The organism is Lysobacter claricitrinus, from assembly GCF_045866565.1.
GTDB classification, from domain to species: Bacteria; Pseudomonadota; Gammaproteobacteria; order Xanthomonadales; family Xanthomonadaceae; genus Cognatilysobacter; species Cognatilysobacter claricitrinus.
On record NZ_BAAFZV010000002.1, the window covers coordinates 324,726 to 344,913 of the forward strand.

General features: G+C 67.9%; 21 protein-coding genes and 1 tRNA gene. 13 read left to right on the forward strand and 9 right to left on the reverse strand.

The features are described 5' to 3' along the window. Positions 1-47: 47 nt before the first annotated feature. Positions 48-124, reverse strand: a tRNA-Pro gene (locus tag ACKTTN_RS06270). Positions 125-248: 124 nt separating this feature from the next. On the opposite strand from ACKTTN_RS06270, the gene hisS reads away from it, so the two are divergent. The 12 genes from hisS (at position 249) to ACKTTN_RS06330 (ending at position 12,754) form a co-directional block, all read left to right on the forward strand. Next, on the forward strand, positions 249-1,631 hold the full coding sequence (hisS, locus tag ACKTTN_RS06275; protein WP_407909019.1) for a histidine--tRNA ligase: 1,383 nt from the start codon (positions 249-251) through the stop codon (positions 1,629-1,631). Continuing rightward, positions 1,628-3,541, forward strand: coding sequence for an HAL/PAL/TAL family ammonia-lyase (locus tag ACKTTN_RS06280; RefSeq protein ID WP_407909020.1), 1,914 nt, complete (start codon positions 1,628-1,630; stop codon positions 3,539-3,541). Before hisS ends, ACKTTN_RS06280 begins: the two co-directional genes overlap by 4 nt. Before the next feature lie 125 nt (positions 3,542-3,666). Continuing rightward, on the forward strand, positions 3,667-3,993 hold the full coding sequence (locus tag ACKTTN_RS06285) for a YerC/YecD family TrpR-related protein (protein WP_407909021.1): 327 nt from the start codon (positions 3,667-3,669) through the stop codon (positions 3,991-3,993). Beyond that, positions 3,990-4,898, forward strand: coding sequence for an ATP phosphoribosyltransferase (hisG, locus tag ACKTTN_RS06290; RefSeq protein WP_407909022.1), 909 nt, complete (start codon positions 3,990-3,992; stop codon positions 4,896-4,898). The genes ACKTTN_RS06285 and hisG overlap by 4 nt, the downstream gene beginning before the upstream one ends. Then, a complete protein-coding gene (gene hisD / locus ACKTTN_RS06295; RefSeq protein ID WP_407909023.1) occupies positions 4,895-6,193 on the forward strand; it encodes a histidinol dehydrogenase in 1,299 nt (432 codons plus the stop codon). The genes hisG and hisD overlap by 4 nt, the downstream gene beginning before the upstream one ends. After that, positions 6,190-7,263, forward strand: a complete 1,074-nt coding sequence (hisC, locus tag ACKTTN_RS06300; protein ID WP_407909024.1) for a histidinol-phosphate transaminase — start codon at positions 6,190-6,192, stop codon at positions 7,261-7,263. The genes hisD and hisC overlap by 4 nt, the downstream gene beginning before the upstream one ends. Beyond that, a complete protein-coding gene (gene hisB / locus ACKTTN_RS06305; RefSeq protein ID WP_407909025.1) occupies positions 7,260-8,384 on the forward strand; it encodes a bifunctional histidinol-phosphatase/imidazoleglycerol-phosphate dehydratase HisB in 1,125 nt (374 codons plus the stop codon). Before hisC ends, hisB begins: the two co-directional genes overlap by 4 nt. Beyond that, positions 8,381-8,980: an imidazole glycerol phosphate synthase subunit HisH gene (gene hisH / locus ACKTTN_RS06310; protein WP_407910024.1), complete on the forward strand. Its 600-nt coding sequence runs from the start codon at positions 8,381-8,383 to the stop codon at positions 8,978-8,980. The genes hisB and hisH overlap by 4 nt, the downstream gene beginning before the upstream one ends. After that, positions 8,977-9,732 carry a 1-(5-phosphoribosyl)-5-[(5-phosphoribosylamino)methylideneamino]imidazole-4-carboxamide isomerase gene (gene hisA / locus ACKTTN_RS06315; protein WP_407909026.1) on the forward strand — a complete coding sequence of 252 codons (756 nt, stop codon included), beginning with the start codon at positions 8,977-8,979 and terminating at the stop codon, positions 9,730-9,732. The genes hisH and hisA overlap by 4 nt, the downstream gene beginning before the upstream one ends. Further along, positions 9,726-10,496: an imidazole glycerol phosphate synthase subunit HisF gene (gene hisF / locus ACKTTN_RS06320; RefSeq protein ID WP_407909027.1), complete on the forward strand. Its 771-nt coding sequence runs from the start codon at positions 9,726-9,728 to the stop codon at positions 10,494-10,496. The genes hisA and hisF overlap by 7 nt, the downstream gene beginning before the upstream one ends. Further along, the gene (hisIE, locus tag ACKTTN_RS06325; RefSeq protein ID WP_407909028.1) at positions 10,489-11,109 is read left to right on the forward strand and encodes a bifunctional phosphoribosyl-AMP cyclohydrolase/phosphoribosyl-ATP diphosphatase HisIE; all 621 of its coding nucleotides are present in this window, start codon (positions 10,489-10,491) and stop codon (positions 11,107-11,109) included. Before hisF ends, hisIE begins: the two co-directional genes overlap by 8 nt. Positions 11,110-11,152: 43 nt before the next feature. Continuing rightward, on the forward strand, positions 11,153-12,754 hold the full coding sequence (locus tag ACKTTN_RS06330; protein ID WP_407909029.1) for a calcineurin-like phosphoesterase C-terminal domain-containing protein: 1,602 nt from the start codon (positions 11,153-11,155) through the stop codon (positions 12,752-12,754). Positions 12,755-12,810: 56 nt separating this feature from the next. Here the strand turns inward: ACKTTN_RS06330 and mtnC are convergent, their stop codons facing one another. From mtnC to ACKTTN_RS06350, 4 genes are all read right to left on the reverse strand, one after another. Continuing rightward, a complete protein-coding gene (gene mtnC / locus ACKTTN_RS06335) occupies positions 12,811-13,506 on the reverse strand; it encodes an acireductone synthase (RefSeq protein WP_407909030.1) in 696 nt (231 codons plus the stop codon). A 60-nt stretch (positions 13,507-13,566) separates the two neighbouring features. After that, positions 13,567-14,124, reverse strand: a complete 558-nt coding sequence (locus tag ACKTTN_RS06340) for a 1,2-dihydroxy-3-keto-5-methylthiopentene dioxygenase (RefSeq protein WP_407909031.1) — start codon at positions 14,122-14,124, stop codon at positions 13,567-13,569. After that, positions 14,121-14,789, reverse strand: a complete 669-nt coding sequence (locus tag ACKTTN_RS06345; protein ID WP_407909032.1) for a methylthioribulose 1-phosphate dehydratase — start codon at positions 14,787-14,789, stop codon at positions 14,121-14,123. Before ACKTTN_RS06345 ends, ACKTTN_RS06340 begins: the two co-directional genes overlap by 4 nt. A 135-nt stretch (positions 14,790-14,924) precedes the next feature. Beyond that, positions 14,925-16,406, reverse strand: coding sequence for an amino acid permease (locus ACKTTN_RS06350; RefSeq protein ID WP_407909033.1), 1,482 nt, complete (start codon positions 16,404-16,406; stop codon positions 14,925-14,927). A gap of 151 nt (positions 16,407-16,557) precedes the next feature. Here ACKTTN_RS06350 and ACKTTN_RS06355 point away from each other — a divergent pair, with 151 nt between their 5' ends. Continuing rightward, positions 16,558-17,139 (forward strand): NUDIX hydrolase, encoded by a 582-nt coding sequence (locus ACKTTN_RS06355; RefSeq protein ID WP_407909034.1) that lies wholly within the window; start codon positions 16,558-16,560, stop codon positions 17,137-17,139. Positions 17,140-17,219: 80 nt separating this feature from the next. On the opposite strand, the gene yeiP is transcribed toward ACKTTN_RS06355, so the two are convergent. Genes yeiP through ACKTTN_RS06375 form a run of 4 tightly spaced genes read right to left on the reverse strand, consistent with a single transcriptional unit; the run spans position 17,220 to position 20,187 of the window. Beyond that, positions 17,220-17,786, reverse strand: coding sequence for an elongation factor P-like protein YeiP (gene yeiP / locus ACKTTN_RS06360; RefSeq protein ID WP_407909035.1), 567 nt, complete (start codon positions 17,784-17,786; stop codon positions 17,220-17,222). Then, entirely contained in the window at positions 17,783-18,067 is a 285-nt protein-coding gene (locus ACKTTN_RS06365; RefSeq protein WP_407909036.1) for a hypothetical protein, read from the reverse strand. The genes yeiP and ACKTTN_RS06365 overlap by 4 nt, the downstream gene beginning before the upstream one ends. A gap of 4 nt (positions 18,068-18,071) precedes the next feature. Beyond that, complete coding sequence (locus tag ACKTTN_RS06370) at positions 18,072-18,842, reverse strand: SDR family NAD(P)-dependent oxidoreductase (RefSeq protein ID WP_407909037.1); 771 nt, start codon at positions 18,840-18,842, stop codon at positions 18,072-18,074. 58 nt (positions 18,843-18,900) lie between these two features. After that, entirely contained in the window at positions 18,901-20,187 is a 1,287-nt protein-coding gene (locus ACKTTN_RS06375) for a metal-dependent hydrolase family protein (RefSeq protein WP_407909038.1), read from the reverse strand. Position 20,188: the final 1 nt, after the last annotated feature.

Below are 20,188 nucleotides of genomic sequence, written 5' to 3' on the forward strand. Positions count from 1 at the left end.
CGGAAAACGAAAAAGCCGGCGCAAGGCCGGCTTTTCGATGAATTTTTTGGTCGGGGAGACAGGATTCGAACCTGCGACCTCTACGTCCCGAACGTAGCGCTCTACCAGACTGAGCTACACCCCGACAGCTGAGCCGCAAAGTCTATCGGGCGGTGAGGTTCACGACAAGGGGCGGTGAAGCTTTCCGTGGGGCCGCCGCCGCTCGCCGTTAAACTGTGACGTCCGATCCGCCCGTTCCGGGGAACCCCTTGATCAAGCCACGCACGCCGGCCGGAGTCCTCGAGCTCCTGCCGCCCGACCAGATCGCCTTCCAGCGGATGCTCGACGTCATCCGCCGCAATTTCGAGCGCTTCGGCTTCCTGCCGGTCGAGACGCCGGTGATGGAACTGTCGGAGGTGCTGCTGACCAAGTCCGGCGGCGAAACCGAGCGCCAGGTGTATTTCGTGCAGTCGACCGGCGCGCTCGAGAAGGCGGCCGAAGGTCTGCCCGAAATGGCGCTGCGCTTCGACCTCACCGTGCCGCTCGCGCGCTACGTCGCCGAGCACGAGCACGAGCTGGCATTTCCGTTCCGTCGCTACCAGATGCAGCGCGTCTATCGCGGCGAGCGCCAGCAGCGCGGCCGGTTTCGCGAGTTCTACCAGTGCGACATCGACGTCATCGGCAAGGACGCGCTGAGCGTCCGCTTCGACGCCGAGCTGCCCGCCACGATCCATGCGGTGTTCTCCGAACTCGACATCGGTGCATTCACCATCCATCTCAACAACCGCAAGCTGATGCGCGGCTTCTTCGAGCAGCAGGGCGTGACCGATGCGGACCAGCAGGCCCTGGTGCTGCGTGAAGTCGACAAGCTCGACAAACGCGGCGCCGACTACGTGCGCGACACGTTGACGGGCGACGGTTTCGGCCTCGCTGCCGACGCGGTCGACCGCATCCTGCGGTTTGTCGAGATCCGCTCGACGTCGCATGCGGACGCGATCGCGACGCTCGATCGCCTCGCGACGGAAGGTGACGTCAATGAATCGCTGGCCGCCGGCGTCGCCGAGCTGCGCGAAGTATTCGAGCTGGTGCGCGCGATGGGCGTGCCGGAAGCGGCGTACGCACTGAACCTCTCCATCGCCCGCGGCCTCGACTACTACACGGGCACCGTCTACGAGACGACGTTGAACGACTTCCCGCAGATCGGCTCGATCTGTTCGGGCGGCCGCTACGAAAACCTCGCGAGCCATTACACCAAGTCGAAGCTTCCGGGCGTCGGCATCTCGATCGGCCTGACGCGCCTGTTCTGGCAACTGCGCGAAGCCGGTCTGCTCGCCTCGGCCGAAAGCACGGTGCAGGTGCTGGTGACGCAGATGGACGCTGCGCACCTGCCACATTGCCTCGCAGTCGCCAATGATCTGCGCCAGGCCGGGTTCAACACGGAAGTGGTGATGGAAGCTTCGAAGATCGCCAAGCAATTCCGCTACGCCGATCGCGCCGGCATCCGTTTCGTCGTCGTGCTGGGGGATGACGAAATCGCGACGAACAAGGTGACCGTCAAGGACCTTCGTCGGGAGGACCAGTTCCAGGTGGGCCGCGGGGAACTCGCATCGACCTTGCGCGTGGAACTCGCGCAGCCGGTGGTGCGCGCATGAAGCCGGTGCATCTCGATGGTCGTTCGCTGACCCGCGCACAGGTGCTGGCCGTTGCGTACGGCGCGGCCGTGGAGCTTGATGAGGGCCAGCTGCCGGCCGTGGCGCGAGCCGCCGATTTCCTCGCCGAACAAGTCAGTCGCGAAGAGCCGATCTACGGCGTATCGACGGGCTTCGGCAGCAATGCCGATCGCCTGCTCGGTTCGTATCGACTGCGCAGCGGCGCGGGCAGCGATGCGAGCAACGCGCACGAGTCACTGCACGCCGAACTGCAGCGCAACCTGATCGTCACCCATGCGGTGTGCGTCGGCGAGCCGTTCGCGCCGGAAGTCGTGCGCGCGATGCTGTGCATCCGCATCAACACGTTGATGCGCGGGCATTCGGGTATCCGCGTCGAGACGTTGCGCGCGCTCGCCGCGATGCTCAACGCCGGCATCGTGCCGGTGGTGCCGCAGCTGGGTTCGGTCGGCGCAAGCGGCGACCTCGCACCGTTGTCGCATCTCGCCATCGTCCTGCTGGGCGGGGGCGAAGCCTTCCTCGGTGGCGAGCGTCTCGCGGGCCGCGAAGCGTTGCGACGCGCGGGGCTGCAGCCGGTCACGCTGTCGTACAAGGAAGGCCTGGCGCTCAACAACGGCACGGCGCAGATGCTGGCGACCGGCGTGCTCGCGCTCGCGAAGCTCGAGGAACTCGTCGACACCGCCGACCTCGCGGCCGCGATGACGATCGACGCCTTCGCCGGTCGGCTCGGCGCGTTCAAGCCCGAGGTGCACGCATTGCGTCCGCACCCCGGGCAGGTGGCTGTCGCCGCGCACCTGCGCCAGCTGCTCGAGGGCTCGACCCTCGCCGACATCCCGTACCACCTCGTGCCGCGCTTCCGACCGTGGCTGCCCGAAAGCTGGGCGACGGATGAAGCGCGCGAACTGCGTTTCGACATCGGCTGGGACTGGGTGCCGCTGTCGCAGCGACACGGGCGAGAGAAGTTCTACGACCGTTTCCGGCCGTTCCGCGGCGGCAAGAAGCACCAGCCGCAGGACAGCTACTCGCTGCGGTGCGTTCCGCAGGTGCACGGGGCGGTTCGCGACGCGCTCGCGCAGGCCGCGCGCGTGCTCGACATCGAACTCAACTCGCTCACCGACAACCCGATCGTGTTCCCGGACGCCGACGCCGCGCACGTCGAGGATCAGGTGGTGTCGGCGGGCCATTTCCACGGCATGCCGCTCGCGCTCGCGATGAGCTACGTGAAGGCGGCGATCCCGGTGCTCGCGAGCATCTCCGAGCGCCGGCTCAACAAGCTCGTCGACCCGGCGACCAACGACGGGCTGCCGGGTTTCCTGATCGGCAACGAGGACGCGACCGAATCGGGCTTCATGATCGTGCAGTACACCGCGGCGGCGATCGTCAACGACCTCGCCAGCCGTGCGATGCCGGCCTCCGTGTACTCCATCCCGACCAGCGCGAACGCCGAAGACCATGTGTCGATGGGCGCGAACGAAGCGCGCCACGTCCTCGCGATGGCCGATGATCTCGGCAAGGTGCTCGGCTTGGAGCTGTACACCGCCGCGCAGGCGCTGGACCTCCGTCGCGACATGATCAACGCCGCGCGCGCACTGGCCCGCGCCGGTTCGCTCGATGACCTGGCATCGAAGGTGGCGTGCTCGCCGATCGCGACGTCGACTGATCGCGACGCGTTCCTCGCGGAGGTCGACGGCCTGCGCAGTGAGCTCGCGGGCGCCGGCGAATTCGGGCCTGGCACCGCAGTGCAGGCCGCCCACGCGTTGATCCGCGAATCGATCCCCTTCATGGGCTTCGACCGCGCGATGGATGGTGACGTGCAGGCCGCGGTGCGCCTGGTCAGGGACGGTCGCGTGCTGGCCGCGGCGCGGCAGGCGGTGTTGGGCGACACCGTCGTCTGACGCTGTTCGCAACGCGGTAGTCCCTGAACGGGCCGGATGAACTCCGGCCCGTTCGCGTTTGCGGCCGTTGACTCGCGGCCACGGCCGCATTAACGTACTAACGCGCTAATACATTGGAACGAACGATGAAGCGACGTCCACCGCTCGAAGACGCCGAAAAGCAGCTCTCCCTCGAGGTCCTCGCCGAGGCCTTCGCCGCCCTGCGCTCGGGCGACGAGGTGCTCGCGTTCCTCGAAGACCTCTGCACGCCGGCGGAACTCGAAGCGATGAGCGATCGCTGGCGCGTCGTCCCGTACCTGCGCGATCGCGTGCCGTACCGCGAGATCCACGACGAGACGAAGGTCAGCGTCACCACCATCGGCCGTGTCGCCCGAACGCTCGAACACGGCGCGGGCGGCTACGGCATCGCCACCAGACGCCTCGCCCGCAAGCCACGCAAAGAGACCGTATGAGTGCCGTCATCGAACCCCGCGATCGCCTGCGCATCGCCATCCAGAAGTCCGGCCGCCTCGCCGATCCCGCACGCGCATTGCTCGGCTCCTGCGGTCTCAGTTGGCGCGAAAGTCGCGATCGCCTGTTCTGCTACGGCGAAGCGCTGCCGATCGACCTGCTGCTCGTGCGCGATGACGACATCCCCGGCCTCATCGCCGATGGCGTGTGCGATCTCGGCATCGTCGGCCGCAACGTGCTTGGCGAGCAGGATCTCGATCGCCAGCGCGGCGGCGCGCCGTCGGCGTTTCGCGAACTCGTACCGCTGGGTTTCGGCGGTTGCCGTCTGGCGCTGGCGGTGCCGGACGAATGGGAATGGCGCGGCGCGGCGCAACTCGCCGGTACCCGCATCGCCACGAGTTATCCGTCGCTGCTGCGTGCGTGGCTGGACGGGCAGGGCATCGACGCCGACATCGTCACGCTCTCCGGCTCGGTCGAGATCGCGCCGCGGCTCGGTCAGGCCGACCTGATCTGCGACCTCGTATCCAGCGGCGCGACGCTCGCTGCGAACCAGCTCAAGCCCGTTGCGACGCTGCTCGAAAGCGAAGCAGTTCTGGCGGGCCCGGCCGCCGAATTCGAAGGCGAGCGCGCATTGCTCGCCGAACTATTGCTGCGACGTCTGGAAGGTGCGTTGCGCACGCGCCACAGTCGCCTGTTGATGTTCCAGGCCGACCGTGCCGCGATCGCACAGTTGCTGCCGTTGTTGCCCGACGCCGATTCGCCCACGGTGCTGCAGGTCGACGGCGCCGACCGGCTCGCGCTGCAGGCGCTCTGCCACGGCCGACTGACATGGCAACGCCTCGAAGACCTCAAGCGCGCAGGCGCGCACGGCCTGATGGTGCTGCCCGTCGAGAGCATGCTGGCATGAAGCGCGTTCGCTGGTCCGACCTCGACGCCGTGGCGCGCGAGGCGTTTCTCCGTCGCCCGTCGCAACGCGTCGCGGAAGACGTCACGTCGTCCGTCGCTGCGTTGATCGCGCAGGTCCGTCGCGATGGCGATCTGGCGCTGCGCGCGCTCACCGCACGGTTCGACGGTGTCGAGATCGATCGATTCGAAGTCGACGCACAAGCATTTTCCGACGCCGCCGCAGCGCTTCCGGAAGCGCTGAAACGTGCCATCGACGACGCGGCTGATCGCATCCGCACCTTCCACGCCGCGTGCACGACCCAGCCTGTCGCGATCGATACCGCGCCGGGCGTGCGTTGCGAGCGCGTGCTGCGACCGATCCGTCGCGTCGGCCTGTACGTGCCGGCGGGCTCCGCACCGTTGCCATCGACGGCGTTGATGCTCGGTGTTCCGGCGCAGCTCGCCGGATGCGTGGATATCGTGCTGTGCTCGCCACCGCGACCTGATGGCACCGTCGATCCCGCGGTGCTGTACGCGGCACAGCGCTGCGGAATCCGTCGCGTGTTCGCCGTCGGCGGCGTGCAGGCGATCGCTGCGATGGCGTTCGGCACCGCGTCGGTTCCAAAATGCGACAAGTTGTTCGGCCCGGGCAATGGGTTCGTCACCGAGGCCAAGCGCCAGGTGTCGATGGCCGAAGGTGGCGCGGCGATCGACATGCCGGCCGGCCCGTCGGAAGTGCTGGTCATCGCGGACCGCGGTTGCACGCCCGCATTCGTTGCCGCCGACCTGCTGTCGCAGGCCGAGCACGGCCGCGACTCGCAGGTCATCCTCGTCAGCGACGACGCGACCGTGATCGACGAGGTTGCGGTTGCGATCGACCAGCAACTCGACAGCCTGTCGCGCGCTGACATCGCTCGTGCTGCGCTCGCGGCATCACTCGCCATCCGGGTCGAAACGCTCGACGCCGCGTTCGACGTCAGCAATGCGTACGCGCCGGAGCACCTGATCCTCGCCGTTCGCGAGCCACGACGTTGGCTCAATCGCGTCGAGGCGGCTGGTTCGATCTTCCTCGGCGACTGGGCCCCGGAAGCGCTCGGCGATTACTGCAGCGGCACGAACCACGTGCTGCCCACCGGCGGTGCGGCACGAAGCACCGGCGGGTTGAGCGTCGCGAGCTTCCAGGTGGCGATCACCGTGCAGGAGGTCGCGCGCGCAGGCCTCGCCGCGATCGGGCCGTGCGCGGTCGAACTCGCGATGGCGGAAGGCCTCGACGCGCACCGCCGTGCGGTATCCGTGCGGCTCGAGGCATTGGCATGAACACGCCGCTCGACCTCGTTCGCGCCGACCTGCGCGACTTCGCGGGCTACCGCTCCGCACGCAGCGATCGGCTGGCCGGCGACGTCTGGCTCAATGCGAATGAATCCGCATGGCCCAACGCCGCCGACGACGGCGCCGCGCGTCGCTATCCGGAGCCGCAGCCGCAACCCTTGCGCGATCGGCTCGCCGCGCTCTACGGCTGTCGTCCCGACCAGTTGCTCGCGGGGCGCGGCAGCGACGAAGCCATCGATCTGCTGGTGCGCGCCCTGTGTGCCCCGGGCAGCGGCGCGATCGCGACGACGCCGCCGACGTTCGGAATGTATGCGGTGAGTGCGCGCCTGCACGGCGCGCGCGTCGTCGAAGTGCCGCTCGTCGACGATGGCGTCGCCTTCCACTGCGATGTCGACGCGGTGGCGGACGCCGCGATCGCTTCCACGGCGAGCCTGGTATTTCTTTGCTCGCCCGGCAATCCAACGGGCGACGTCGTGGCGTTGGCCGACGTGCGACGACTCGCCGCGCGCGTGGACGGTCGCGCGATCGTGGTCGTGGACGAGGCGTACCAGGAATTCGCATCGAGTCCGTCGGCGATTTCGCTGCTCGCCGAATGCCGCAACGTCGTCGTACTGCGCACGCTGTCGAAAGCACATGCGCTTGCCGGCGCGCGCCTCGGCGTCGCCGTCGGCGATGCCGACCTGATCGCGCTATTGCGTCGCTGCCAGGCGCCGTACCCGCTGCCGTCGCCGTGCGTCGCATTGGTGGTCGATGCGCTGGATGCCGGGGTGCTCTCGTCCACGCGCGAACACACGGCCGCGACGATCAACGAGCGCGAACGTCTGGCCCGTGCGTTGAACGACGCGCCGGGCGTCACCCGCGTGTATCCATCGTCGTCGAATTTCCTGCTGGTGCGCTTCGAGGACGCACAGACTGCGTTCGACGCACTGCTCGCCGCCGGCATCGTGGTGCGCGACGTCCGCGCGCAGCCGGGTCTTGCGGACGCACTGCGCATCACGGTGGGTCGCCCCGAAGAGAATGATCGCGTGCTGGCCGTGCTCGCAGGTGTCGTCGCATGACGACACCCATCCTGTTCGTCGACCGTGACGGCACGCTGATCGAGGAGCCGTCCGACTTCCAGATCGACCGCTTCGACAAGCTGCGCTTCATCGCGGACGTGATTCCGGCGATGCTGAAGCTGCGCGATGCCGGGTACGAGTTCGTCATCGTTTCGAACCAGGATGGCCTCGGAACCCCGGCCTATCCGCGCGAGTCGTTCCAGGCGCCGCACGACCTGATGATGCAGGTGTTCGAAAGCCAGGGCATCCGCTTCCGCGACGTCCTCATCGATACAAGTTTCCCGACCGACAACGCGCCCACGCGCAAGCCGCAGATCGGCCTGGTGACGTCGTACCTGAAGGACCGCTCGATCGACTGGTCGCGTTCGGCGATGGTGGGTGATCGCCCGACCGACGTGCAGTTCGCCGACAACCTCGGCATACGCGGCTTCCAGCTGCGCACGCCGCAGTTCGGTGGCGAGTGGGATTGGGCCGGAATCGCGCACGCACTCGTCGATGCGCCGCGCACGGCGCGTATCGACCGCTCGACCAGGGAGACGCGGATCGTCGTCGATGTCGACCTCGACCGGGCGGCGGAACCGAACGTCCGCACCGGCCTCGGCTTCTACGACCACATGCTGGAACAGATCGGCAAGCACGGCGGTTTCGCGCTGTCGCTTCAATGCGAAGGCGACCTGCGCATCGACGAGCACCACACGGTCGAGGACTGCGCGCTCGCGCTTGGCCAGGCGCTTCGCGATGCGCTTGGCGACAAGCGCGGCATCGGGCGCTACGGGTCGGCCGATGTGGCCGCGGCCGACGGCAACACGACGGCGTCGCACGGGTTCACCCTGCCGATGGACGAGGCGCTGGCGAGCGCCGCGCTCGATTTCTCGGGCCGTCCTTACTTCGTTTTCGAAGGCGCGTTCACGCGCGAGCGCGTCGGCGACCTGCCGACCGAACTCGTCCCGCATTTCTTCCGCTCGCTGTGCGAAACCGCGGGGTTGAATCTGCACCTGCGCGTCCATGGTGACAACGATCACCACAAGGTCGAGGCGTGCTTCAAGGTCGTCGCACGTGCACTGCGTCAGGCGATCGCGCGAGACGGTCGCGAGCTTCCATCGACGAAGGGTGCACTCTGATGGACGTCGTGCTCATCGACGCAGGCGGCGCGAATATCGGCTCGGTGCGTTACGCGTTCGAGCGGCTCGGGGTGACGGTTCGTTTCAGCGCCGACCCAGTCGAAATCGCGAGTGCGGAGCGCGTGGTGCTGCCGGGTGTTGGCGCTGCCGCTGCCGGCATGGCGCGACTGCGCGAGCTCGGCCTCGTCGAGTGCGTGCGCTCGCTCAGGCAGCCGCTTCTCGGCGTGTGCCTGGGCATGCAGCTGCTGTTCGAAGCCTCGGACGAAGGCGACGTCGACTGTCTTGGGCTGCTGCCGGGCCGTGTGCGCAAGATCGCCCAGGCAGCCGGCGTTCGCGTGCCGCACATGGGCTGGAACACGCTCCACCGCGTGCGTGGCGACGCGCTCGTCGACGGTATCGAGGACGAGGACAGTGCGTATTTCGTGCATAGCTACGCTGCGCCCGTAAGCGCGGACACGGTCGCAACGTGCACGCATGGCGAGCGCTTCGCGGCGGTCGTTCGTCGTGGCAATCGCATGGGGGCGCAGTTCCACCCCGAGCGTTCCGCTGCCGTCGGCGCGCGGATACTCGAAAACTTCCTGAAGGTGGCAGCGTGAGCGGATTCACCGTCTATCCGGCGATCGACGTGCGCGACGGCCGCGTGGTTCGACTGAAGCAGGGCGACTATGCGCAGGAGACACGCTACGCGGACGATCCACTCGCGATCGCCGAGCGCTACGCGAGCGCCGGCGCGACGTGGCTGCACCTTGTCGATCTGGACGCCGCGCGCGACGGCGGCTATTCGATCGGCACGCTGCTGACCCGCATCGGAATGTCGACGAACCTCCGCGTTCAAACCGGTGGCGGCGTGCGATCCGCGGACGACGTCCAGCGCCTGCTGGATGCCGGTGCGGACCGCGTGGTCGTGGGATCGCTCGCGGTGCGGCAGCCGCAGGTTGTCGCCCCTTGGCTGGCGCGGTTCGGCCATGAACGCATCACGGTTGCGCTCGACAGTCGCGAGGTCGACGGGCGCTGGACGCTTCCGACCGAAGGCTGGACGCGCGAAGGCGCCGCCGACCTGTTCGATCTCGTCGACCTGTATGCGACGGCGGGCCTGCGGCATCTGCTGTGCACCGACATCGGCCGTGACGGCATGCTCGCCGGGCCGAATCTCGCGCTTTACGCCGCGCTCGTCGCCCGTGCGCCGTCGCTGCGCGTGCAGGCGTCGGGTGGCGCGCGATCGGTCGACGACGTGCGTGCGGCGCTCGATGCCGGCTGCTCGGGGATCGTGCTCGGCAAGGCGTTGCTGGAAGGCCGGCTTGGCGTCGAGGACGCCTTGGACGCGGCGAAGGAAACCGCGCCGTGCTGAGTCGCCGCATCATTCCGTGCCTGGACGTGCGCGAAGGCCGTGTCGTGAAGGGCGTCCGATTCCGCGACCACGTCGACATGGGGGATATCGTCGACCTCGCGCTGCGCTATCGCGACGAGGGTGCGGATGAACTCGTCTTCTACGACATCACTGCGAGTCCCGAAGGCCGCAGTGTCGATCGCGACTGGGTCGAGCGCGTCGCACGGCTGATCGATATTCCGTTCTGTGTCGCGGGCGGCATCCGAAGTGTCGACGATGCGCGCGGGGTCCTGCATGCGGGCGCGGACAAGATCTCGGTCAACACACCCGCGCTGGAGCGGCCGGATCTCATCGACGAACTCGCCGCGGCATTCGGCGTGCAGTGCGTGGTGGTCGGCGTCGACAGCCTGCGCGATGACGACGGTGAATGGCGTGTTCGCCAGTACACCGGCGACCCGTCGCGCACACGTGCGCTGCCGCGGCGCACGCTCGAGTGGATCGACGAGGCGCAGGATCGTGGTGCCGGCGAAATCGTGCTGAACTGCATGGGCAGCGACGGCGTGCGACGCGGTTACGACATCGAACAGCTGCGTGCCGCGCGCGCGGTATGCCGCGTTCCGCTGGTGGCGTCGGGCGGTGCGGGCGACGCAACGCATTTCGCTGAAGCATTCCGTGCCGATGTGGACGGCGCACTCGCGGCGAGCGTGTTCCATTCGGGCGCCGTGCGAATTCCGGAGTTGAAGGGCGAGCTTGCCGCTGCGGGCATCGAGGTGCGTCGTGGTTGAGCCGATCGCATTCGACGTCGAGTCTGTCGACTGGACGAAGCAGGACGGCCTGCTCGCCGCCGTCGTGCAGGACGCGACGACGCTGCGCGTGCTGATGGTCGGCTGGATGGATCGCGACGCACTGGCGCACACGATGGCGACGCGGCAGGCGACGTTCTTCAGCCGAACGCGGCAGCGACAGTGGACCAAGGGCGAGACGTCCGGCCACATCCTCGACGTCGTCGATGTGCGGCTCGACTGCGATGCGGACACGGTTCTCGTGCTGGCCAACCCGCGCGGGCCGACCTGTCACCTGGACCGCGCCAGTTGCTTTCCCGATGCGCCCGACAATTTCCTGGGCACGCTGGACGCACTGGTCGAGCGCCGCGCACGCGAGCGACCCGCCGGCAGCTACACCACGACGTTGTTGGAGTCCGGCATGCGACGCATCGCGCAGAAGGTCGGCGAGGAGGGTGTCGAGACTGCGCTCGCTGCGGTCGCGCAGGACGACGATGCGTTGCTGGGTGAATCGGCAGACCTGCTGTACCACCTCGTCGTTCTGCTGCGTGCGCGCGGCCTCTCGCTGGACGACGCGGTCGATGTGCTGCGGCAACGCCACGGCAAAACCCAATGACGCAGCGTCGCTGCTAGGCTTTCCGCTAGTCTCGGAGGCCGCCATGACCCGTTCGCTCGTCGCATTCGCGCTGCTCACGTTCGCCTCGTGGTCGCATGCGCAGGCTGCGCCACGATGCGACAGCGCGGTATACGAGGATCGAAACGGCAATGGCCGTCGCGACGCGGGCGAAGCCGGCATTCCGGGCATTCGCGTGTCGGACGGCGTGCGTGTCGTGGCGACGTCGGACGATGGTCGCTTCGACCTGCCCCCGATGCCCGGCCGCACGGTGTTCGTCATCAAGCCTGCAGGCTTCGACGTGCCGCGTCGCGAGGACCGCCTGCCGCTGTTCTGGGCGCACACGCCGCAGCTTTTTGCCAGCGGGCTGCGCTATGGCGGCATACGGGACGCGGGCAGCATGTGTCCGTCGTTCGGCCTGCATCGCGCTGCGCCGCGCAAAGGCGACCTGAATGTACTGGTGTTCGCCGACACGCAACCGAAGTCGCTGGTGGATGTCGGCTACTACGCGCGCGATATCGTCGAGCCGCTGCGACGTGGCGACGGGACGCCTGCGGCCGACCTTGGCATCACGCTCGGCGACGTGGTCAGCGATGACCTGTCGTTGTATCCCGAGATCACCTCGGTGACGACGCGTCTCGGCGCGCCGTGGTTGCACGTGGCGGGCAATCACGACGTGGATGCCGATGCACGACGCGACGGGGATGCGTTGCTCAGCTTCCGCCAGCAGTTCGGTCCCGACACGTTCGCCTGGGAAGAGCCGCAGGCCGATTTCGTCGTGCTCGACGACGTGATCTCGAGGCCCGGTCAGAAGCCCGCGTACATCGGCGGGCTCCGCGACGAGCAGTTTCAATTCCTCGAGCATTACCTGCCGACGCATGACGGCAAGCGCCTGCTCGTAATCGCGGTGCACATCCCGCTGTTCCCGGACGGTGGGGAAACCTTCCGCAGTGCCGACCGCGAGCGCCTGTTCGCGTTGCTGAAGGACGTGCCGCACGCACTCGTGCTCAGCGCGCACGGTCACGTGCAACGCCAGTTCTTCCACGACGCAGGCACCGGCTGGCATGGCGCCGCACCGCTGCACGAGTACAACGCGGGTGCGGCATGCGGCGCCTACTGGTCGGGTGTGAAGAACGCCGCGGGCGTGCCGGATTCGACAATGCCCGACGGGACGCCAAACGGTACGGCGCGGCTCGTCGTCGCGTCTGATGCCACGTACAAGCTGTCGTGGCAACCCGCGGGCATCACCGAGGAGTCGGGCGCGCTGACCCGCGCGATGCGCGCGCACGCACCACGCGTGCTCCGTCGAGGTGCATACCCCGCATGGGGCGTCTACGCGAACGTGTGGATGGGCGTGCCCGACCAGCGCGTCGAGTTCCGCGTCGACAACGGTGACTGGGTGCCGATGAAGCGCGTCGAGCAACCGGATCCGTGGCTGCTCGCCGAGAACGTGCGCGACGACGAAGCTGCCAAACTGCGGGGCTACGATCGTTCGCCCGAGGCGCAGCCATCGACCCATCTATGGCGCGGCGCGCTGCCGACGAACCTGGCCGTCGGCGAACATCGGATCGACGTACGCACGATCGATCGTTGGCAGGGCGAGCAGCGGGCGAACACGACGTACACGTTGCAGGATGCGCAGCCCTGAACGCCGTGGCGACGACGCAAACCTGAAGGCGACCGCGGCCCTCGTCGCCGCGAGATCTAGATGCCGACGTCCGCGAACGTCTCGACACGCCGATGGCCGCGCGTCGCATCGCCGGTGCGCGGCTGCGGATAGTCGTTGCGACGGTCGATCAGCACGGTCTGCATGCCGGCATCGCGCGCTGCATCAAGTTCTTCGACCACGTCCGACAGGAAGACGATATCGCCCGGCGCGATGCCGATGTTTTCGGCGATGCGCCGATAGCTGTCGGCGTCACGCTTGCCGCCCACCTCGGTGTCGTACCAGCCGGAGAACAGCGACGTGAGATCGCCGGCGTCGCTGTGCCCGAAGAACAGGCGCTGGGCCGGTACGCTGCCGGACGAATACACGTAGAGCGGGAACCCGGCGTCGTGCCATTCCGGAAGCGCAAGCGCGGCGTCGGGATACAGGTGCGCGGTGAAATCGGCGCTGCGATAGCCGGCATCCCAGATCATGCCCTGCAGCGCCTTGAGCGCCGTGTGCTTGCGGTCCTCGTCGATCCAGCCCTGCAGCACTTCGACGATCGTGTCGTCGCTGCAGATGCCGCCGTGCTCGACGGCCACTGCATCGAGCCAGCGTCGCACCTCGGGCTCGTTGCCGTGCTCGCGCACGAAGCCGGGCAGGGCGCGGCGCGCGTAGGGGAACAGCACGTCCTTCACGAACGAGATGCTGCTGGTGGTGCCTTCGATGTCGGTGAGGATCGCGCGGACGGGCATGGGTTTCGTTGATCCGGAGATGCGAGCCGCGTGTTCGGCGGACTGCGGTTCTGCGTGTGGTCAGCCGGCCTGGCCGGGCTCGTAGCGCGGGAATTTCTGCGCGATGTCGGTGCCGGTGAAGTGGCCGATCCAGCCATCCGGTTCCTGGAAGAAGCGGATCGCCACGAAGCTTGGCTCCGGGCCCATGTCGAACCAGTGCAGCATCGAATCCGGCACCGAGATCAGGTCCCCGGCTTCGCACTTCATCTCGTAGACGCGCTCGCCCGCGTGCAGCGTGAACAGCCCGGAGCCCGCGACGAAGAAGCGCACCTCGTCTTCCTTGTGGAAGTGCTCGTCCAGGAACTTCCTGCGCGCGTCGGCGTGGTTCGGGTTGTCCGGGGCGATGCTGACGACATCGACCGTCTTGAAGTTGCGCTCGGCGACGATGCGGTCGATGTCGCTGCGGTACGCATCGAGGATGACGTCAGGCGCGTCACCGGCCTTGATCGGCTTGCTCGCTTCCCAGCGCTCGAAACCGACGCCGATCGGTGCGAGTTTCTCGGCGATCGAATCCGCTTCGGTCGCGACGAACTCGGGCTGGTCGGGTCGTGATTCGTGAAAGATGCGCAAGCGGCTCATGACGCGCTCCGGGAGAGTGCAGTGGACGAAGTGCCGAGTCGGCGGAGTTCCAGTTCGCAGGTAATGAGGAACTCGAACGCTTCGAGGTGGCGGCGCGCTTCCGGCATGTCGCGGCCCCAGGCGTACAGTCCGTGCCCGTCGATCAGGTAGCCCCACATCGGGCCGGCGTCTAGCAGGCGTTCCACACGCTCTGCGAGCTCCGGCATGTCCTGCGTGTTGGGCAGCACGGGAAGATCGAGCAGGGCGTCGTGCGTCGTGTTGCCGCTGAACGCCTTGAGCAACTCGTAGCCTTCCAGCCGGAGCACGCCATCGGCCGCATAGAGACGCGATGCGACCGTCTGGTTCATGGAGTGCGTATGCAGCACGCAGCCGACGTCAGCGAAGCGCTTGTAGAGCTGCGTATGCAGCAGCGTTTCGGCCGATGACTTCTGCGTCGTGGCGACCGGCCGCCCATCGAGGTCGACGACCATGATGTCGGCCTCGACAAGACGGCCCTTGTCGCGGCCGGACACGGTGATCGCGACGTTTTCCGCATCCATCCGGCGCGAGAAGTTGCTGCTGGTCGCGGGCGTCCAGCCGCGCTCGGCAAGCTCGCGGACGTTGACGATGATTTCGTCCGCGCAGACCGCGAGGCGTTGCGGGTCGTAGGGCAGGGGTGTGCTCATCAGTGAAGTTTAGGGCAGTCCGCGTTTCCGACGCGCAACGAAGGCGCGACGCCCGGATGCCTGGTGCGGAACATTCGTCGTCGCAAAAGAAAACGGCGCGGTTGCCCGCGCCGTTTCAGTGACCGATATGCCCGCTTACTTGATGTTCGGCTCCGGCACTTCGTGCAGCTCGATCGGCTCGCCGTGGGCCAGGTGGCTGCGACGACGCGCGAACAGGAAGTAGACGATGAGGCCCAGAACGGCCCAGGCGCAGAAGAACTTGATGGTCGGATCCCAGCCCAGGCTGAAGAACAGCAGCACGCAGCCGGCAAGTGCCAGCGGGCCGACGATCCAGACCAGCGGCGTGCGGAACGGACGAGCGCGGTTCGGCTCCGTGCGGCGCAGGATCATGACGCCCGCGCAGACCATGAAGAATGCGAACAGCGTGCCGGCGTTCGAGATGTCGGCAAGCGCGCTCACCGGGAACAGCGCGGCGAAGAACGCCACGAAGATGCCGGTCGTCCAGGTCACGACGTGCGGGGTGTGGAAGCGCGGGTGCACCTTGGCGAACACGGCCGGCATCAGGCCGTCGCGCGCCATCGTGAACAGGATGCGCGTCTGGCCGAACATCATCATCAGCACCACCGACGGCAGCGCGATGATCGCCGCGGCCGCGACGAGATCACCCACGCGCGGCCAGCCGATGTTGCGGAGCACGAATGCCAGCGGCTCCTTGCTCATCGACAGCGGGCCACCCGGCTGCGCGCCCATCGAACCGACCGCCGCGTACGCGACCAGCAGGTAGAACACCGTGCACACGCCGAGCGAACCGATCAGGCCGATCGGGATGTTGCGGTTCGGGTTCTTGGTTTCTTCCGCGGCCGTCGAGACCGCGTCGAAGCCCACATACGCGAAGAAGATCGACGCGGCGGCGCCGAGCACGCCCACGCCCGAGAGGGGCGTGCCCCAGCCGTTCGGCAGCATCGGAGCGAAGTTCGTGGACTTCACGGCCGGGAACGCCAGCAACACGAACGCGGTGAGCGCGGCGATCTTGATCAGGACCAGCACCGACGTGACCTTGGCGGATTTGCTGGTGCCGATGACCAGCAGCCAGGTCACGAGCAGCGAGAGCAGGAAGGCGATCAGGTTGAAACTGCCGCGCGCGACGGTGCCGTCAGGCAGCGTCACCGGGTCGAACGGACCCGAGAGCAGTGCAGTCGGCAATCCCATTCCGTGCGCGTGCAGGAAGCCGTTCGCATAGCCGGACCACCCGACCGCGACGGCGCCGGCTGCGACCGCGTATTCGAGGATCAGCGCCCAGCCCACCATCCACGCGATGAGCTCGCCGAGCACCGCGTACGAATATGTGTAGGCCGAGCCCGACACAGGCACCATCGCCGCGATCTCGGAGTACATCAACGCCGTCAGTGCGCACACCACGCCGGCGATGATGAACGAGTACATCATGCCCGGGCCGGCCTTGTTCGCCGCGACCGCGGTGAGCACGAAGATGCCGGTGCCGATCACGGCGCCGATGCCGAGCATGGTCAGGTCGAATGCGCCGAGCTGGCGCTTGAGCGAGCGCTTTTCGGCGGTCGCGAGAATCAGGTCGAGCGGCTTTCTGCGCTGGAACAGCATTTGCGGTGTCTCCCCGGGACTAAGGCCCCGGCGCGTACCCCGGGGAACCCGTGGACCTTAGCCGCAGCCGCCCGCGCTGCACAAGTCGCGACGCGCCCTTCGGTGTATGAATCGGGATAATGCTGCACTGCACCCATGAAGACGCCTTCGTATGGACGCCTCGACCGACCCCCACGCTGCGACCGTCCGGCTGCACGCCGACCTCGCCGACTACGCGCGTCGTTGGCCCGATGAGTCGGACGTCGTCGCGCACTTCGTCGAGCTGCTGCATGACCTGGACAGTGCGCCGTTCGCGCGCGAGCGGCTCGCGGGGCACTTCACCGGGTCCGCGTGGCTGGTCGACCGCACGGGCACGCGTGTCCTGCTCACGCACCATCGCAAGCTGGGTCGATGGCTGCAGCTCGGCGGCCACGCGGACGGCGACGTCGAACTCGGCCGCGTTGCGTTGAAGGAAGCCGAAGAGGAGTCCGGCCTCGGTGGCCTGACGCTGGAGCCCGGCCTGTTCGATCTCGACCGCCACTGGATCCCCGAGCGCGGCGATGTTCCCGCGCACTGGCATTACGACGTTCGATTCGTCGTTCGTGCAGGCGATGAGGAAACATTCGTCGTCAGCGAAGAGTCGCTCGACCTCGCATGGCGCGACGTGCAGTCGCTTCTGGACGACCCGGCGACCGACGAATCCGTGCATCGCATGTCGATGAAGTGGCGTATCCGGAACGCGCAGGCCAGCTAGGCGCGCGCACGGGATGTCGCGACGCAAACAAGAAGGGCCGGCAGAAATGCCGGCCCTTCGCATACTGGATCGGCGTCGAATCAGTCCGCGCGGCCGGCGAACTCACCCGTCGTGGTGTTCACCAGCACGCGCTCGCCGGTGCCGATGTATTCCGGCACCATGATCTCGATGCCGGTCGACAGCTTGGCCGGCTTCGGACGCTTGGTCGCGGTGCCGCCCTTGAGTTCTGGCGGGGTTTCCATGACTTCCAGCGTCACCGTCTGCGGCAGCTGCAGGCCCACCGGTGCGTCGTCGATCACCTGCACGTAGCAGCCCGACAGGTCCGGCACGATGTAGCCGGCCATATCACCGACCGCGCCCGGGTCGAGCGTGTACGGCGTGTAGTCCTCGTCGTCCAGGAACACGAACGCGTCGCCGTCCATGTACGAGAACGTCGCCTGGCGACGCGCGAGGTCGACTTCGCGCAGGTCGTCGTCGCCGTCGAAGCTCGCGTCCAGCTTGTTGGCGCCTGGCACGCTGTACATGGTGAAGCGGAAACGCACGTTGCCGCCACGGCCCTGCGGCGAGCTGCGTTCGATGTCGCGGATCTGGTACACGCCGCCGTTGTGTTCGACGACGTTGCCCTTCTTGATGTCGTAGGCCTTCATTGCTTGGTTCGCTCGTTGTCCTGAATTTGTGGGGCCACGCGGCCGACATGCCACATGAAGAGTCCGAATGCTGCGCCTGCTACGGCCCAGGTCAGGGCACCGATCGCGAGGTGGCGCGCCGAAATCTCCTGGGCGTGGCCGCCGATCCACGGGCGCAGCAGCATCATGTAGACGAACATCGGCAGCCCCCAGCCTGCAACGCCGACGAGGAGCACGTAGCGCGTGCGTCCCAGTGCGCGTGCGCGAAGCGGCTGCTGCGGCTCCCGAGGGACGCGTGGCATCGGTTTACTTCGGGGCGAGGCGCGTCGCGCCGTCGAGGCGGATCGTCTCGCCGTTGATATACGTGTTGCCGAGGATGTATGCGGCGAGGTCGGCGAATTCCTCGGGCTTGCCCAGGCGCGACGGGAACGGGATCGACGCCGCGAGCGATTGCTGCACGCTGTCCGGCATGCCGTCGACCATCGGCGTCCAGAACACGCCGGGCGCGATCGTGACGACGCGGACGCCGAAACGCGCGAACTCGCGCGCCATCGGCAGCGTCATGCCGACCACGCCGCCTTTCGACGCCGAATACGCGGCCTGGCCGATCTGGCCTTCGTACGCCGCGACCGACGCGGTGTTCATGACGACGCCCCGTTCGCCGTCGACGCCGGCTTCGTTGTTCTGCATCACCGATGCGCAGGCCTTGGCGACGTTGAAGCTGCCGACCAGGTTCACCATCACCGTGGTCTGGAACTGCGACAGCGGCATCGGGCCGTCCTTGCCGAGCACGCGACCCGAACCCAGGATGCCCGCGCAGTTCACCGCGACGTTCAAGCCGCCGAGGAACTCCACGGCCGCGGCTACGTTCGCGGTGACGCCCGCTTCGTCGGTGACGTCGGTGCGGAAGAACTTCGCCTTGTCGGCGCCGAGTTCGGCGACCGCCGCCTGGCCCTTCTCGTCGTTGACGTCGAACAGCGCGGCGCGGCCGCCGTCGCGGACGATGCGCTGCGCTACGGCGAAGCCGAGGCCGGAGACGCCGCCGGTGATGACGGCGCGCGCGTTGGAGATCTGCATTGGCGGTCCCTCGAAAAGCCGGAAAGGCGGCGATTCTACCGGCTGCGCCGGCCGCGGCTCAGTGCGACGCCGGCTCGCGGTAGAGCACGCCGTCCTTGGCCACCAGCACCGGCTGGCGCAGTGCGTCGATCGCGACCGTGGGGTCCCCTTCGAACGCGGCGAGGTCGGCCCGCAGCCCGATCGCGATCCGGCCGATGCGGTCCTGCTGCTTCAGGATCGCCGCGGCGGTCGACGTGCAGGCGCGCATCGCGTCGACCGGCGACATGCCGGCGTTCACCATCAGCGCCGGTTCGCGCCAGTTGTCGCCATGGCGGAACACGCCGACGTCGCTGCCGCAGCCGATCGTCACGCCCTGCGCCATCGCGGTGCGGAACGCCTTCAGCGATTCCTCGATCTTCGGCGTCGGCGCGGACTGCCCGGGCACGTAGTGGTTGAAGTAGGTCTCGGTCGCTTCGACCGCGGTGAGTGTCGGCAGGTAGGCGACGCCGTGGTCGCGCATGGACTTGAACGTCTGTGCGCTGCCGCCGTAGCCGTGCTCGATGGTGTCGACGCCGGCGTCGATCGCCATGCGCATGCCGGCGTCGGTCGCCGCGTGCGCCGCGACCGGACGACCGCCGGTGTGCGCGGCCTCGACGATCGCCTTCATCTCGTTCGCGGTGAACGCCGGTTGCGCGGTGCCGCCCGGGCCGACGCGGTAGTCGGCGTAGAACTTGATCCAGTCGGCGCCGCGACCGGCCTGCTCGCGCACCGCACGCATGGCCTCGTCGGTGCCGCTGACTTCCTGCGCGCCGCCGGGTAGATCGGCGTCGGGGCGGAACCCGCGCGGGCCGGGGCCGTAGCTCGACGTCGCGACGATCGCGCGCGTCGAAACGAACAGACGCGGGCCGGCGACCAGGCCCTCGTCGATCGCGCGCTTCAGCGACACGTCCGCGAAGCCCGCGCCCTCGGTGCCGAGATCGCGCAACGTGGTGAAGCCCGCGCGCAGCGTGTCGCCGGCGAACTTCGCGGCCTGCAGCGTGCGATACGCCTCGGGCTCCTTCAGCACCTGGTCGTTCCAGCTCTCCTCGTTGTACGGATGCAGGAACAGGTGGGAATGCAGCTCGATCAGGCCGGGCGTCAGCGTCGCGTTGGGCAGGTCGATGCGGCGCGCATCGGCCGGCGCGTCGACCGATGCCGCGGGGCCGACCGCCGCGATCGCGCCGTCGCGCACCAGCACGACCCAGCCGGGATGCGACGCGCCCTCGCCGGTCCATACGCGCGCCGGCGCGAGCAGCAATGTTTCGGCGGACACGGGCATCGCTGCGAGCGACGCCATCGCCAGCACCGCGGCAAGCGGACGCGTCATG

What these genes read in the sequence shown, in the direction of transcription:
- ACKTTN_RS06280 (WP_407909020.1), top strand. Translation starts at nt 1,628, where the DNA reads ATGAAGCCGGTGCATCTCGATGGTCGTTCGCTGACCCGCGCACAGGTG.
- ACKTTN_RS06285 (WP_407909021.1), top strand. Translation starts at nt 3,667, where the DNA reads ATGAAGCGACGTCCACCGCTCGAAGACGCCGAAAAGCAGCTCTCCCTC.
- hisG (WP_407909022.1), top strand. Translation starts at nt 3,990, where the DNA reads ATGAGTGCCGTCATCGAACCCCGCGATCGCCTGCGCATCGCCATCCAG.
- hisD (WP_407909023.1), top strand. Translation starts at nt 4,895, where the DNA reads ATGAAGCGCGTTCGCTGGTCCGACCTCGACGCCGTGGCGCGCGAGGCG.
- hisC (WP_407909024.1), top strand. Translation starts at nt 6,190, where the DNA reads ATGAACACGCCGCTCGACCTCGTTCGCGCCGACCTGCGCGACTTCGCG.
- hisB (WP_407909025.1), top strand. Translation starts at nt 7,260, where the DNA reads ATGACGACACCCATCCTGTTCGTCGACCGTGACGGCACGCTGATCGAG.
- ACKTTN_RS06330 (WP_407909029.1), top strand. Translation starts at nt 11,153, where the DNA reads ATGACCCGTTCGCTCGTCGCATTCGCGCTGCTCACGTTCGCCTCGTGG.
- mtnC (WP_407909030.1), bottom strand. Translation starts at nt 13,506, where the DNA reads ATGCCCGTCCGCGCGATCCTCACCGACATCGAAGGCACCACCAGCAGC.
- ACKTTN_RS06340 (WP_407909031.1), bottom strand. Translation starts at nt 14,124, where the DNA reads ATGAGCCGCTTGCGCATCTTTCACGAATCACGACCCGACCAGCCCGAG.
- ACKTTN_RS06345 (WP_407909032.1), bottom strand. Translation starts at nt 14,789, where the DNA reads ATGAGCACACCCCTGCCCTACGACCCGCAACGCCTCGCGGTCTGCGCG.
- ACKTTN_RS06350 (WP_407909033.1), bottom strand. Translation starts at nt 16,406, where the DNA reads ATGCTGTTCCAGCGCAGAAAGCCGCTCGACCTGATTCTCGCGACCGCC.
- ACKTTN_RS06355 (WP_407909034.1), top strand. Translation starts at nt 16,558, where the DNA reads ATGGACGCCTCGACCGACCCCCACGCTGCGACCGTCCGGCTGCACGCC.
- yeiP (WP_407909035.1), bottom strand. Translation starts at nt 17,786, where the DNA reads ATGAAGGCCTACGACATCAAGAAGGGCAACGTCGTCGAACACAACGGC.
- ACKTTN_RS06365 (WP_407909036.1), bottom strand. Translation starts at nt 18,067, where the DNA reads ATGCCACGCGTCCCTCGGGAGCCGCAGCAGCCGCTTCGCGCACGCGCA.
- ACKTTN_RS06370 (WP_407909037.1), bottom strand. Translation starts at nt 18,842, where the DNA reads ATGCAGATCTCCAACGCGCGCGCCGTCATCACCGGCGGCGTCTCCGGC.
- ACKTTN_RS06375 (WP_407909038.1), bottom strand. Translation starts at nt 20,187, where the DNA reads ATGACGCGTCCGCTTGCCGCGGTGCTGGCGATGGCGTCGCTCGCAGCG.